The following is a 13885-nucleotide window of genomic DNA, read 5'->3' on the forward strand; positions in this document are numbered from 1 at the left end:
GCCAAAGCAGCCGAGCGTGGCTCGGCTCTACAGAAAGCCAAAGCAGCCGAGCGTGGCTCGGCTCTACAGAAAGCCAAAGCAGCCGAGCGTGGCTCGGCTCTACAGAAAGCCAAAGCAGCCGAGCGTGGCTCGGCTCTACAGAAAGCCAAAGCAGCCGAGCATAGCTCGGCTCTACAGGGTGCTGCGCAGCCGCCTTACGCGTCGCGGTTGCCGCGACGCATCACGCGTTGTTTCTCGATCGCCCAGTCGCGGTCCTTGGCGGCATCGCGCTTGTCGTGGTTCTGCTTGCCCTTGGCCAGTGCGATCTCAAGCTTGATCTTGTTCTTGCTCCAGTACATCGCGGTAGGCACGATCGTGTAGCCGTCGCGCTCGACCTTGCCGATCAGCTTGTCGATCTCGTTCCGGTGCAGCAGCAGCTTGCGCTCGCGGCGGTCCTCGGCGACCACGTGGGTGGAGGCCTGGATCAACGGGGTGATCTGTGCACCGATCAGGTAGATCTCGCCGCGCTTCACATAGGCGTAGGCGTCGATGATGTTGCCACGGCCTGCGCGGATCGACTTGACCTCCCAGCCCTGCAGGGCGAGGCCGGCCTCGAAGCGCTCTTCGATGTGATACTCGTGGCGGGCACGCTTGTTCAACGCGATGGTTTTGTTGGCCGTCGCGCTCTTTGCTTTATCCTTGCCGCTGTTCTTGCTCATTTCCGTATTGTCTCCGATTCGGGCCCGCCCGGTCGATTGCCGAAACGTCCTGTATTCATGCCTACTATCCGCCGCAGCGCCCTGGTCGAACATTCGGCTGCGCGCATGTTCGACCTGGTCAACGATGTCCAGGCCTATCCGCGCCGTTTCCGCTGGTGTTCGGCCGCCCAGATCCTGGAGCAGGGCGAGGACCGCCTAGTGGCACGCCTGGACCTGGGCCTGGGTTCGTTCAGCACCTGGTTCCAGACCGAAAACACCCTGCAGCGCCCACACAGCATCGATATGCAGCTGCGCGATGGACCGTTCAAGCGGCTGCACGGCCGCTGGGAATTCCATGCGCTGGCCGAGGACGCCTGCAAGGTCACCCTCACCCTGGAGTTCGAACCCAGCTCGCGCCTGCTCGGTCCGGCGCTGGCGATCGGCTTCCAGGGCCTGGCCGATCGGATGGTCAACGATTTCGTCCGCGTCGCCGACGAGGACTGAGCGGTGATCGAGGTCGAAGTGGTACTGGCTTGGCCGCAGCAGGTGCTGTCGCGCCGACTGAAACTGGAGGAGGGTGCCACCGTGGCCGACGCCATTGCCGCTGCGGCGCTGGAAGGCAGTGCCGATTGTCCGGCCGCTGCAGTGCACGGCGTCCTGGCGCGTCCGCAGCAGGTGCTGCTGGATGGCGACCGCGTCGAGCTGTTGCGCCCGCTGCTGGCCGATCCCAAGGACAACCGCCGGCGTCGCGCGCTCGGCGGTTGATCCCGGCAACCCGTCCCTGCGGACGGGGCTGGGCGCTTAACGGCCCTTCTTCTTCTTGTCCTTGGGCAGGTTGCGGCCGAACTGGCGCACGGTCTGCTGGGCCAGGGCCTTGTCGTTGCCCGGGAAGTAATCGCCCTCCCAGCGGGTCACGGTGTCATTCTCGAAGAACACCACGAAGTTCTTCACTTCGGTACGGCCCAGGCGGTTCACGCGCTGGCTGGACGTATAGTCCCAGCGCTGGGCGTGGAACGGGTCGGGAATGGACGGGGTGCCCAGCAGCGCGGTGACCTGCTGCTTGCTCTGCCCGACCTGCAGCTTGGCCACGGCATCTTCCCGGATCAGGTTGCCCTGATAGATGGGTTGCTTGTAGATGATGCCGCACCCGGTGGTGGACAGGGCGACGGCGGCGACCAACAGGAGATTGCGCATCGGGACTGGCGGTTGGGGAAATCAAACCGATGATACACTCCCGGCGTGCCACCGCGACCCAATCCGAGGCAGCTGGCGCTAAATCGCCAATGAACGGAGACCTATGGAAACCCACGACCTGCGTAAAGTCGGCCTGAAGGTGACCCATCCGCGGATGCGGATCCTGGCGCTGCTCGAGCAGCGCAATGCCCAGCACCACCAGCATCACATGACCGCCGAGGACATCTACCGCCAGCTGCTCGAGCATGGCGACGAGATCGGCCTGGCGACCGTCTACCGGGTGCTGACCCAGTTCGAGGCTGCCGGCCTCGTGCTCAAGCACAATTTCGAGGGCGGCCAGGCCGTTTACGAACTGGACCGTGGTGGCCACCACGACCACATGGTCGACGTGGACAGCGGCAAGATCATCGAGTTCGAGAGCCATGAGATCGAGGAGCTGCAGCGCAAGATCGCGGCCGACCATGGCTACGAGCTGGAAGAGCACTCGCTGGTGCTGTACGTGCGCAAGAAGCGGAAGTAGGCCGTTCAGGCCCGCTGGATGCGACGAAACCCCGGGCCTGCCCGGGGTTTTTCGTTGCTTACGGTAGATTCCCGCCACGCCTGGATGATCCCATCAGGAGGTCCAGGTCCACCGCCTCGGCCATCGCCCGGTTCCCTGCATCACCCGGATGCAGGTGATCGCCGGAGTCGTAGGCGGCGGCCATCCGTAACGGCTCGGCCGGGTCGCGCAGCGCCGCGTCCAGGTCGATCACCGCGTCGAACGGGCTGTCCGTACGCAGCCAGGCATTGAGTTGCCGCCGCAGGGCGTCCTTGTCCGGATGGTAGTAGTCGTCCAGCGGCGTGCCGGGCAGGGCACCAGTGAACGGTGGCAGGGTGGCGCCGATTATCCGCACACCACGCCTGCGGGCCTGTTCTGCCAGGGTGCGATAGCCCGCCTGCAGTTCGGCCAGCGTTGGCCTGGCCTGGCCCCGGGCGAACGCCGTGCCGGGCCAGCTGATGTCGTTGATGCCGATCAGCACGATGACGCTCGCCACGCCGGGTTGATCCAGTGCATCGCGCTGGAAACGGGCCAGGGCGGACTCACCCATGCCGTCGCTCAGCAGCCGATTGCCGGAAATGCCCGCATTGACCACCGCCACCCCGCGCGGGGCGAGGCGCGCGGCCAGATGGTCGGTCCAGCGCTGGTCCTGGTCGAGGCTGGCCGTGGCGCCATCGGTGATCGAGTCGCCGATCACCACCACGCTGCGCGCGCTGGCGTTGGCCTCGACCTCGATACCGGCCAGGAGCAGGCGCGCGGTGGTGCTGCTGGCAGCGCGCAGCGCCTGGGCCCGGCTCTGGTCGCCAGCGGCGATCCAGCTGGTCTGGCGACCGTCCCAATGGAACGTCTGGACCGCCGCCGGCCCCGGCACGAAGACACTGACCTGCAGCGCCTGTCGGTCATCCGTGGCAAGCGCCAGCGGATCGCTCAGCCGTTCCTGGCCGGGGCCGATCACCACGCTGGGCTGGCCGTCGAAGCTGAGCGGGTGAGGCGCGCCGCCCATGCATGCGGAGATGCTGGCCGCTCCGATCCGCAACGGCTGGGTACCGTAGGCATTGCTCAGCCGCACCCGCAGCCGCGCCCCGCCCAGGCTGATGCGCGCGGTCTGGCGGAAAGTCTTGTCATGCAGCGCGGCCGGAACCAGGGTTGGGAAGAGGAAATCCGCGCCCCAGACCGGTTGCGGGCTGGCCTGCCAGCTGGCGACCCAGTGCGGGGCCGTGGCCGCGCTGGCAGCGCCGGACAGGGCAATCAATGCGGCGGCGGTGAACTGGCTCAAGCGGTTCATCGGGCAATCCCGGGAAGGAGGAATTGCCATGGTGATTCTCCGGCCATCTGTGAACTAGACTGCGCATGGATAATCATCTGTGAACTGGATTCATCGTCATGGCGCGACCCGACATCAACCGATCCGGCGAGCTGGAAGTGTTCGTGCGGGTCATCGAGACCGGCGGCTTCTCCGCCGCCGCGCGCACGCTCGACATGACGCCGTCTGCGGTGAGCAAGCTCGTGGCACGATTGGAGCAGCGGCTGGGCACGCGACTGCTGCAGCGATCCACCCGCCAGCTGCAGCTGACCGCGGAAGGCTGCGCGTTCTACGAGCGGGGCCTGCGGGTGCTGGCCGATCTGGAAGAAGCAGAGCGCTGCGCCAGTGCCCATGCCGAACCGCGTGGACGCCTGCGGGTCAACTCCAACGTGCCGTTCGGCCAGCATTTCCTGTTGCCGCTGCTGCCGGCGTTCCTGGCGCGCAACCCGCAGGTGGGGGTGGACCTGACCCTCAATGATGAAGTGATCGACCTTCTGGAGCAGCGCACCGACGTTGCGGTAAGGGCTGGTCCGCTGAAGAGCTCCAGCCTGGTGGCGCGACGGCTGGGCGCGACGCGGATGATGATCGTGGCCGCGCCGGCGTACCTGCAGCGGCACGGGATGCCGCGCAACGCCGACGAACTGCAGTCGCACAACCGGCTGGACATCGGCCACGCGCGTGCGATGCAGGGCTGGCCGCTGCTGCAGGAGGGGCGAGAGCGGATGGTGCTGCCCAGCGGCAACGCCCGTGCCAGCAACGGCGATGCACTGCGCCAGCTGGTGCTGGGTGGTCTGGGCATGGCCCGCCTGGCCGCGTTCCAGGTGCAGGGCGACGTCGCCGCCGGGCGCCTGCTGCCGGTGCTGGAAGAGGCCAATCCGGGTGACCTGGAAGAAGTACACGCCGTGTTCCTGGGGCAGGGCGGTTACCTGCCGCTGCGGGTACGCGCGTTCCTCGATTTCCTGGTGGAACAGGTCGATCTGACGCAGCCACGGGGGTAGGGCCGGCCGCTGGCCGGCAACCTCACGATCTTCGCCCACCCGTGTTGGGTTGCCGGCCAGCGGCCGGCACTACCGCGCGGAAGCCGGGCCTATGCCCGGCTCGGGCGGCGTTACACCTGCAGCAGCTTGCGCGCGGCGGCGCGCGCTTCCTTGCTCACTTCCACGCCACCCAGCATGCGCGCCAGCTCTTCTTCGCGCGCCTTGCTGTCCAGCTTTTCCACGGCGCTCTGGGTCATGCCTTCCACCGGCGCCTTGCTGACCCGGTAATGGGCATGGCCCTTGGAGGCGACCTGCGGCAGATGGGTCACGCACAGCACCTGGCGCTTCTCGCCCAGTGCGCGCAGCTTCTGGCCGACGATGTCGGCCACCGCGCCGCCGATGCCTGAATCCACTTCGTCGAACACCATCGTCGGCACCGCGTCCAGATCCAGCGCGGCCACTTCAATGGCCAGCGAGATGCGTGACAGTTCACCGCCCGAGGCCACCTTGCGCAGGGCGCGCGGCGGCTGGCCGGCGTTGGCGGCGACCAGGAACTCCACGCGTTCGGCGCCCTGTGGGTCGGGCTTGCCGGCGTCCTGGGGTTCCAGCTCGATCAGGAACTGGCCGCCGCCCATGCCCAGCTCGGCGATGATGCCGGTGGTGGTGGCCGACAGTTCGGCGGCGGCGCTGCGGCGGCTGGCGGTCAGCACTTCAGCCTGCACGCGCCAGGCGGCGGCGGCCTTGTCGATCTCGCCGGCCAGGCGCTGCAGGCGCTCGTCGGCGCCGCGCAGTTGCTCCACTTCGGCATGCATGCGCTCGCGTTGCGCGCCCAGCTCGTCCATCGGCACGCGGTGCTTGCGGGCCAGGTCGTGCAGGCGGCCGAGGCGGCGCTCGTTCTCCTCGAACTGTTCCGGGTCGGCATCCAGATCGTCATGCACGCGGTCAAGCAGCGACAGGGCTTCGTGCAGCTGGATCGAGGCATTCTCGATCAGGCCGTCCACCTCGCCCAGCCGTGGGTCGTGTTCGATCAGGCGCGACAGCTCGTGGCGCACCTGCTGCAACAGGTCCAGCGCGGAGCTGCCGTCGTCACCGTTGAGCTGGTTGCTGGCCGCCTGGCAGGCACTCAGCAGGGCGCTGGCGTGGGCCTGGCGACGGTGGCTGGCGCCGAGTGCCGCGATCGATTCCGGCTCAAGGTCTTCCCGGTCCAGTTCGCGCAGCTGGTGCTCGAGGAAGCCGATCCGGTCACTGACGTCGCCCTGTTGCGACAGCGCCAGCGATTCATCGACCAGTGCCTGCCAGGCCGCGGCGGCGCGCCGTACCTGGCGGCGTTCGTTCTCGTTGCCGGCATAGGCATCCAGCAGCGCCAGCTGCGACGGGCGCGTCAGCAGGGCCTGCTGTTCGTGCTGGCCGTGGATCTCCACCAGCAACGAGGCCAGGTCGCCCAGCTGGGCCAGGGTCACCGGGCGGCCGTTGATCCAGGCCCGGGAACCGCCGTCGGCGCGGATCACGCGGCGCAGCTGGCATTGGTCCTCGTCGTCCAGCTCGTTGTCGGCCAGCCACTGGCGGGCGGCCTGCAGCTGCTCCAGCGCGAATTCGGCGGAAAGCTCGGCGCGGGCGGCGCCATGGCGGACCACGCCGCTGTCGGCGCGCAGGCCGGACAGGAAGCCCAGCGCGTCGACCATCAGCGACTTGCCGGCGCCGGTCTCGCCTGAAACCACGGTCATGCCTGGCCCGAACTCCAGTTCGGTAGCGCGGACGACGGCGAAATCCTTGATCGAAAGATGTCTGAGCATGGGTAAGGGGGTATCAGCAGCCGCGCAACGCTAGCACGCGGGCGCGGGAGGTCCAATGACTTGCCAAGGTGATGCGCCGCCATTATCTAGTGTCCGTGTCTCACAGGTTGATTCCATGCACGGTTCTCCCGACCAGCTTGCCCCGCGTGCGCGCCATCTGCTGCGCACGCTGATCGCGCGTTATATCCAGGACGGTGAGCCGGTGGGCTCGCAGACGCTGGCACGCGTGGCCGGGCTGGAGGTCAGCCCGGCCACCATCCGCAACATCCTCGGCGACCTGGAGGACCTGGGCCTGCTGGCCTCGCCGCATACCTCGGCCGGGCGGGTACCGACCGCGCACGGCTACCGGGTATTCGTCGACAGCCTGCTGCAGATGCAGCCGCCGGGCGAGGGCGAGCTGGCCCGGCTGCGCCAGGAGCTGGCCGGCGGTGGCAGCACCCAGGCCCTGCTCGGCAGCGCTTCGGAACTGTTGTCGGCGATGAGCCACTTCGTCGGCGTGGTCAGCGCCCCGCGGCGGGAGCAGTTCGCCTTCCGCCAGATCGATTTCGTGGCGCTGGACGGACGGCGGGTGCTGGCGATCCTGGTGTTCGCCGACAACGAGGTACAGAACCGGGTCATTGAGACCCGCCAGGAGTTTGCGCCGGGGCAGCTGGAGCAGGTCGCCAACTACCTCAATGCGCATTTCGCCGGCCTGCCGCTGGCCGAGATCCGCACCCGCCTGCTGCTGGAACTGCGCGATGCCCGGTCCGAACTGGAACAGCTGCTGGCGCACAGCATCGAACTGGCCGAACAGGCCCTGCAGCCGCCGGCCGACGACATGCTGGTGGCCGGCCAGACCCGGCTGATGGGGGTGCAGGACCTGTCTGACCTGGAGCGCCTGCGCGAACTGTTCGAGCTGTTCTCCAGCAAGCGCGAGATCCTGCAGCTGCTGGAGCGGACCATCCAGGCGCCGGGCGTGCGCATCTTCATCGGCGAGGAGACCGGGATGATGCCGCTGCAGGGCGTCTCGCTGGTCACCGCCCCGTACACCGCCAACGGCCAGGTGCTGGGCGTGCTGGGCGTGATCGGTCCCAAGCGGATGGCCTACGACCGCGTGATCCCGCTGGTCCAGGCCACGGCCGATGTGCTCGGCGCGGCCTTTTCACCGGCCTCGCGCACGCCGGGAACATCCGACGCTTGAAACGCAGCATCCCGCCCACACTAGGGTGGTTGGAGGCGGAGTTTGACCGCCAGGGACCCAGACATGAACCACGAACAGCCAGATATCGAATCCCAGCAGAGTGCCGCCGATGCGGCCGCCACCGCCGGCGTCAACGACGAAGTCGAGCGCCTGCGCGCCGAAATCGAACAGGTCAAGGCCGATGCCCTGCGTGAGCGCGCCGACCTGGAGAACCAGCGCAAGCGCGTTGCCCGTGACATCGAACAGGCCCGCAAGTTCGCCAACGAGAAGCTGCTGGGCGATCTGCTCCCCGTGTTCGACAGCCTGGACGCCGGCCTGAAGGCCGCCGGCGACGACCCGCACCCGCTGCGCGAAGGCCTGGAGCTGACCTACAAGCAGCTGCTCAAGGTCGCTGCCGACAACGGCCTGGTCCTGCTGGACCCGATCGGCCAGCCGTTCAACCCGGAACACCACCAGGCGATCAGCCAGGCGCCGACCCCGGGCGCCGCCCCGGGCAGCGTGGTGACCGTGTTCCAGAAGGGCTACCTGCTGAACGAGCGCCTGCTGCGGCCGGCGCTGGTGGTGGTGGCCGCCGAGTGATCCCGCAGGGCCGGGGCGGCGGACAGACCCGCCACCCGACCCGACGCTGAACGCGCCGGATGACCGGAAACACAGCGTTCGGAGGATGGCTTGAATGTTCCACGAGCCTCCCCCACATCGTATTCATCCACCGGCCGAACGGCCGGACTGACCCCAACAAGTATCCTCAGGAGTCTCCCCCATGGGCAAGATCATTGGTATCGACCTCGGCACCACCAACTCGTGCGTGGCGATCATGGACGGCGGCAAGGCCCGCGTCATCGAGAATTCGGAAGGCGATCGCACCACCCCGTCGATCGTCGCCTACACCAAGGACGGCGAAGTCCTGGTCGGTGCCTCGGCCAAGCGCCAGGCCGTGACCAACCCGAAGAACACCTTCTACGCGGTGAAGCGCCTGATCGGCCGCAAGTTCACCGATGGCGAGGTGCAGAAGGACATCGCCCACGTCCCGTACAGCATCCTGGCCCATGACAATGGCGACGCCTGGGTGGCCACCAGCGACGGCAAGAAGATGGCGCCGCAGGAAATCTCGGCCAAGGTGCTGGAAAAGATGAAGAAGACCGCCGAGGACTTCCTCGGTGAGAAGGTCACCGAAGCGGTCATCACCGTGCCGGCCTACTTCAACGACAGCCAGCGCCAGGCGACCAAGGACGCCGGCCGCATCGCCGGCCTGGACGTCAAGCGCATCATCAACGAGCCGACCGCGGCCGCGCTGGCCTATGGCCTGGACAAGGGCGACAACAAGGATCGCAAGATCGTGGTGTACGACCTGGGCGGCGGCACCTTCGACGTCTCGGTGATCGAGATCGCCAACGTCGACGGTGAAAAGCAGTTCGAAGTGCTGGCCACCAACGGCGACACCTTCCTGGGCGGCGAAGACTTCGACAACCGCGTCATCGAGTACCTGGTTGAAGAGTTCAACAAGGACCAGGGCATCGACCTGCGCAAGGATCCGCTGGCCCTGCAGCGCCTGAAGGACGCTGCCGAGCGCGCCAAGATCGAGCTGTCCAGCGCCCAGCAGACCGAAGTGAACCTGCCGTACGTCACTGCCGACGCGTCGGGTCCGAAGCACCTGAACATCAAGCTGACCCGCGCCAAGCTGGAAGCGCTGGTGGATGACCTGATCAGGAAGTCGATCGAGCCGTGCCGCGTCGCCCTGAACGATGCCGGCCTGCGTTCGAGCGACATCAGCGAAGTGATCCTGGTCGGCGGCCAGACCCGCATGCCGAAGGTGCAGCAGGCCGTGACCGAGTTCTTCGGCAAGGAACCGCGCAAGGACGTCAACCCGGACGAAGCCGTGGCACTGGGTGCGGCGATCCAGGGCGGCGTGCTGGGCGGCGACGTCAAGGACGTGCTGCTGCTGGACGTGACCCCGCTGTCGCTGGGCATCGAGACCATGGGTGGCGTGTTCACCAAGATCATCGAGAAGAACACCACCATCCCGACCAAGGCCTCGCAGGTGTTCTCCACCGCCGAGGACAACCAGTCGGCCGTGACCGTGCACGTGCTGCAGGGTGAGCGCGAACAGGCCCGCTTCAACAAGTCGCTGGCCAAGTTCGACCTGTCCGGCATCGAGCCGGCCCCGCGCGGTCTGCCGCAGGTGGAAGTGTCCTTCGACATCGACGCCAACGGCATCCTGCATGTGTCGGCCAAGGACAAGAAGACCAACAAGGAACAGAAGGTCGAGATCAAGGCCGGTTCGGGCCTGTCCGAGGAGGAGATCGCGCGCATGGTCGCCGACGCGGAAGCCAACCGCGAAGAAGACAAGAAGTTCCAGGAACTGGTGCAGGCCCGCAACCAGGCCGACGCCCTGATCCACGGCACCCGCAGCGCGATCACCGAGCACGGCAGCAAGGTCGGCGGCGATGTCATCGGCAAGGTCGAGGCAGCGCTGGCTGACCTGGAAACCGCGATGAAGGGCGACGACAAGGCACAGATCGAAGCCAAGTCGAAGGCACTGGAAGAAGCTGGCCAGTCGCTGTTCGCCGCTGCTTCGGCCGACCAGGGCGGTGCCCCGGGTGCCGACGCCGGCAATGCCGGCAAGGCGCAGGACGACGTGGTCGACGCTGAGTTCACCGAAGTCAAGGACGACAAGAAGTCCTGATCCGGACCGACGCGGGACGCTGGCCACCAGCGTCCCGTTGTCGCATCAGGGTCCTGACCGCCCACCGGCGTGTCGGGGCGCCCGACGCAAGAGCGGACCTGGTTCCGCTCTTCCGCTTTGACGAATCCCGACGTTCCGGAACCCGATTCACGATATGAGCAAGCGCGATTACTACGAAGTGCTGGGCGTTGCCCGCACCGCCACCGACGAAGAGCTGAAGAAGGCCTACCGTCGCTGCGCGATGAAGTTCCACCCGGACCGCAACCCGGGCGATACGGCGGCCGAAGCCTCCTTCAAGGAGTGCAAGGAAGCCTACGAAGTACTGTCCGACGGCAACAAGCGCCGCATGTACGACAGCCACGGCCACGCCGCGTTCGAGCACGGCATGGGCGGCGGTGGTCCGGGCGGCCCGGACATGAACGATATCTTCGGCGATATCTTCGGCAACATCTTTGGTGGCGGCGGTGGTCCGCGCCAGGCCCGTCGCGGCGCCGACATCGGCTACGTGATGGAGCTGGACCTGGAAGAAGCCGTGCGCGGCGTCGAGCGCCGCATCGAGATTCCGACCCTGGCCGAGTGCAGCGACTGCGATGGCAGTGGCTCCGAGGACGGCAAGGCCGAGACCTGCAACGTGTGCCACGGCCGTGGCCAGGTGCGCATCCAGCGCGGCATCTTCGCCATGCAGCAGGCCTGCCACAACTGCGGCGGCCGTGGCCAGATCATCGCCAAGCCCTGCAAGACCTGCCACGGCAACGGCCGCGTCGAGGAAGACAAGGTGCTGTCGGTGAAGGTGCCGGCCGGCGTCGATACCGGCGACCGCATCCGCCTGCAGGGCGAGGGCGAAGCCGGTCCGGCCGGTACGCCGCCGGGTGACCTGTACGTGGAAGTGCGCGTGCGCGAGCATGCGATCTTCCAGCGCGATGGCGACGACCTGCACTGCGAAGTGCCGATCCGCATCTCGCAGGCGGCACTGGGTGACACCGTGCGCGTGGCCACGCTGGGCGGCGAGGCGGAGATCCGCATTCCGGCCGAGACCCAGACCGGCAAGCTGTTCCGCCTGCGTGGCAAGGGCGTACGTTCGGTGCGCAGCCGCAGCGAGGGTGACCTGTACTGCCGTGTGGTGGTGGAGACCCCGGTCAACCTCACCAACGAGCAGCGCAAGCTGCTGGAGCAGTTCGAAGCCACCTTCGTTGGTGAGGAAGCGCGCAAGCATTCGCCGAAGTCGGCCACCTTCATCGATGGCGTGAAGGGCTTCTGGGACCGCATGACGTCCTGAGTTCTCAACGCAAGCATTGAACGGTAGCGCCGGGCCATGCCCGGCGTTTTCGTATGCGGTCAGCGGAAAAACGCCGCAGGTGTCTGCCCCAGCTGCCGCTTGAACATGCTGGTGAACGCGCTTGGGCTGTCGTAACCCATCGCCAGCGCGACATCGATGACCTTGTCGCCGACGGCCAGCCGTTCCAGTGCGGCCAGCAGCCGCGCCTGTTGTCGCCACTGCCCGAAGCTCATGCCCAGTTCGCTGGCGAAATGGCGCTGGATGGTTTTCACGTCCACCTGCAGCGCCTGCGCCCAATCCTGCAGCGTGGCGTCGTCGCCGGGATGCTTCTGGATGTGCTGGCAGATCCGCTGCAGGCGCGGGTCGGTGGGCGAGGGCAGGTGCAGCGGCAGCACGTCCATGCGGTGCAGCTCGTCCAGCAGCAGGCGCACCACGCGGCCGTCGCGGCTGTCGTCCACATGCGCGGTCTCGATCAGGCTGGCGGCCAGCAGCAGCTCGCGCAGCAGCGGCGCCACCTGTACCGCGAACGCTTCGTCCGGCAGCTGCGGCGCGAAGTCCGGCTCCACGTACAGGCTGCGCATGTGTACTTCGGCGATGCAGTCCACCGCATGGGCCGTGCCGGCCGGGACCCAGATCGCGCGGGTTGAAGGCACTACCCAGCGGCCGCCGTCTGCACGCACCACCATCAGTCCGGACATGGCGAACACCAGCTGGTGACGCCGGTGCCGGTGGGGCGCGATGTGGGTCCCGGGCTTGTAATGGCGGGCGCGGCAGGTCACTGGGCGGTGCACCGGAACCTCGTTCCACGGCGCAGTCTCGCGGACCTGGCAGGGGATGTCCTTTTTGCGATATGCCATGACCCGAACGCGGCAGAAGGGAGGGGGAGGTCACCGTAGCATGCGTGGCTCGCCCCCAACCTGACTGTATCCATGTCGACCCTGGCTTCTCCCGCAACCACCTCACGCCCGGTGGCCCCCGGCGTGCTGGCCGCCATCTCCACCTCGCATGTCGTCAACGACATGATGCAGTCGCTGATCCTGGCCATCTATCCAGTGATCAAGGGCGGCTTCAACCTCAGCTTCACCCAGATCGGCCTGATCACGCTGACCTACCAGCTCACCGCCTCGATCTTCCAGCCGTTGATCGGCATGGCTACCGACCGCCGCCCGGCGCCGTACTCGCTGCCGATCGGCATGGCCTCGACCCTGTGCGGCATGCTGCTGCTGGGCTTCGCACCGAACTACGCGGTGGTGCTGATGGCGGCGGCGATGGTCGGCATTGGTTCGGCCATCTTCCATCCGGAAGCCTCGCGCATCGCGCGGCTGGCCTCGGGCGGTCGCCATGGTTTCGCGCAGTCGGTGTTCCAGGTCGGTGGCAACTTCGGTACCGCGCTGGGCCCGCTGATCGCAGCGGCGGTGATCGTGCCGTACGGCCAGCATGCCGCATCGTGGTTTGCCGGCGCCGCCCTGATCGGCATCGCGCTGCTGACCTATGTCGGCCGCTGGTACGCGCTGCACCTGGGCACCCCGCGTCCGGCCAGCACCGCCTCGACGGCGCCGCGCCATCCGCCGCGCACCGTGGCCAAGGTGCTGGCGATCCTGCTGGTGCTGATCTTCAGCAAGTACTTCTACATGGCCAGCATCGGCAGCTACTTCACCTTTTACCTGATCCACCATTTCGGCATTCCGGTGGCACAGGCGCAGCTGCACCTGTTCGCATTCCTGGTGGCGTCCGCGGCCGGCGGCTTCCTCGGCGGCCCGCTGGGTGACCGCATCGGCCGCAAGCCGATCATCTGGACCTCGATCCTGGGCGTTGCGCCGTTCGCACTGATGCTGCCGCATGCCGATCTGTTCTGGACCACGGTGCTGGCGGTGCTGATCGGTTTCGTGCTGTCCTCGGCGTTCTCGGCCATCGTGGTCTATGCGCAGGAAATGATGCCGCACCGGATCGGCATGGTGTCCGGCCTGTTCTTCGGTTTCGCGTTCGGTATGGGCGGGCTGGGTGCCGCCGTGCTGGGCCTGCTGGCGGACAAGACCAGCATCGAGTACGTCTATCAGCTGACTGCGTTCCTGCCGCTGCTGGGCGTCGTGGCGGCGTGGCTGCCGCCGTCGCGGCCTGCTGCTCACTGAGGGGTTTTGGTTTGCAGGGCTTGCAGCCCTGCACCCGCAGAGGCAACGGCAACAGCCGAAGCGCGCTATCCGTGGGGTGGCGGGGTGGGTCCGGTGGCGGGGGCCGCTGCAAGTACGTCCATGTAAGCTCGGTCG

General features: G+C 67.2%; 14 protein-coding genes. 9 read left to right on the forward strand and 5 right to left on the reverse strand.

Annotated features, from left to right (window positions below; translation table 11 throughout):
* Positions 1-194: 194 nt before the first annotated feature.
* Entirely contained in the window at positions 195-698 is a 504-nt protein-coding gene (gene smpB / locus O0J15_RS18060) for an SsrA-binding protein SmpB (protein ID WP_019661238.1), read from the reverse strand.
* A gap of 57 nt (positions 699-755) precedes the next feature.
* Here smpB and O0J15_RS18065 point away from each other — a divergent pair, with 57 nt between their 5' ends.
* Together O0J15_RS18065 and O0J15_RS18070 are read left to right on the forward strand one after the other, a co-directional pair.
* Positions 756-1181: a type II toxin-antitoxin system RatA family toxin gene (locus tag O0J15_RS18065; RefSeq protein WP_019661239.1), complete on the forward strand. Its 426-nt coding sequence runs from the start codon at positions 756-758 to the stop codon at positions 1179-1181.
* 3 nt (positions 1182-1184) lie between these two features.
* Entirely contained in the window at positions 1185-1442 is a 258-nt protein-coding gene (locus tag O0J15_RS18070; RefSeq protein ID WP_019661240.1) for an RnfH family protein, read from the forward strand.
* Between the two features lie 36 nt (positions 1443-1478).
* Here the strand turns inward: O0J15_RS18070 and O0J15_RS18075 are convergent, their stop codons facing one another.
* The gene (locus O0J15_RS18075) at positions 1479-1871 is read right to left on the reverse strand and encodes an outer membrane protein assembly factor BamE (RefSeq protein WP_005409234.1); all 393 of its coding nucleotides are present in this window, start codon (positions 1869-1871) and stop codon (positions 1479-1481) included.
* 103 nt (positions 1872-1974) lie between these two features.
* Here O0J15_RS18075 and fur point away from each other — a divergent pair, with 103 nt between their 5' ends.
* Positions 1975-2391, forward strand: coding sequence for a ferric iron uptake transcriptional regulator (gene fur / locus O0J15_RS18080; RefSeq protein ID WP_014646807.1), 417 nt, complete (start codon positions 1975-1977; stop codon positions 2389-2391).
* Positions 2392-2449: 58 nt separating this feature from the next.
* Here the strand turns inward: fur and O0J15_RS18085 are convergent, their stop codons facing one another.
* Positions 2450-3694 carry an SGNH/GDSL hydrolase family protein gene (locus tag O0J15_RS18085; RefSeq protein WP_308306073.1) on the reverse strand — a complete coding sequence of 415 codons (1245 nt, stop codon included), beginning with the start codon at positions 3692-3694 and terminating at the stop codon, positions 2450-2452.
* A gap of 98 nt (positions 3695-3792) precedes the next feature.
* Between O0J15_RS18085 and O0J15_RS18090 the strand changes: the two genes are divergently transcribed.
* Positions 3793-4710 (forward strand): LysR family transcriptional regulator, encoded by a 918-nt coding sequence (locus O0J15_RS18090; protein ID WP_308306074.1) that lies wholly within the window; start codon positions 3793-3795, stop codon positions 4708-4710.
* Between the two features lie 110 nt (positions 4711-4820).
* On the opposite strand, the gene recN is transcribed toward O0J15_RS18090, so the two are convergent.
* Positions 4821-6482: a DNA repair protein RecN gene (gene recN / locus O0J15_RS18095; RefSeq protein WP_171952123.1), complete on the reverse strand. Its 1662-nt coding sequence runs from the start codon at positions 6480-6482 to the stop codon at positions 4821-4823.
* Positions 6483-6597: 115 nt separating this feature from the next.
* On the opposite strand from recN, the gene hrcA reads away from it, so the two are divergent.
* From hrcA to dnaJ, 4 genes are all read left to right on the forward strand, one after another.
* Complete coding sequence (hrcA, locus tag O0J15_RS18100; protein WP_019661243.1) at positions 6598-7662, forward strand: heat-inducible transcriptional repressor HrcA; 1065 nt, start codon at positions 6598-6600, stop codon at positions 7660-7662.
* Positions 7663-7725: 63 nt separating this feature from the next.
* Positions 7726-8241 carry a nucleotide exchange factor GrpE gene (grpE, locus tag O0J15_RS18105; RefSeq protein ID WP_019661244.1) on the forward strand — a complete coding sequence of 172 codons (516 nt, stop codon included), beginning with the start codon at positions 7726-7728 and terminating at the stop codon, positions 8239-8241.
* A gap of 181 nt (positions 8242-8422) precedes the next feature.
* The gene (dnaK, locus tag O0J15_RS18110) at positions 8423-10345 is read left to right on the forward strand and encodes a molecular chaperone DnaK (RefSeq protein ID WP_021202053.1); all 1923 of its coding nucleotides are present in this window, start codon (positions 8423-8425) and stop codon (positions 10343-10345) included.
* Positions 10346-10499: 154 nt separating this feature from the next.
* Entirely contained in the window at positions 10500-11621 is a 1122-nt protein-coding gene (dnaJ, locus tag O0J15_RS18115; protein WP_308306075.1) for a molecular chaperone DnaJ, read from the forward strand.
* A gap of 59 nt (positions 11622-11680) precedes the next feature.
* On the opposite strand, the gene O0J15_RS18120 is transcribed toward dnaJ, so the two are convergent.
* Positions 11681-12478 carry a helix-turn-helix transcriptional regulator gene (locus tag O0J15_RS18120; RefSeq protein ID WP_308306076.1) on the reverse strand — a complete coding sequence of 266 codons (798 nt, stop codon included), beginning with the start codon at positions 12476-12478 and terminating at the stop codon, positions 11681-11683.
* A 72-nt stretch (positions 12479-12550) separates the two neighbouring features.
* Between O0J15_RS18120 and O0J15_RS18125 the strand changes: the two genes are divergently transcribed.
* Positions 12551-13750 carry an MFS transporter gene (locus O0J15_RS18125; RefSeq protein WP_308306077.1) on the forward strand — a complete coding sequence of 400 codons (1200 nt, stop codon included), beginning with the start codon at positions 12551-12553 and terminating at the stop codon, positions 13748-13750.
* Positions 13751-13885: the final 135 nt, after the last annotated feature.

The organism is Stenotrophomonas sp. Sm10, from assembly GCF_030985515.1.
Taxonomy (GTDB): domain Bacteria; phylum Pseudomonadota; class Gammaproteobacteria; order Xanthomonadales; family Xanthomonadaceae; genus Stenotrophomonas; species Stenotrophomonas hibiscicola.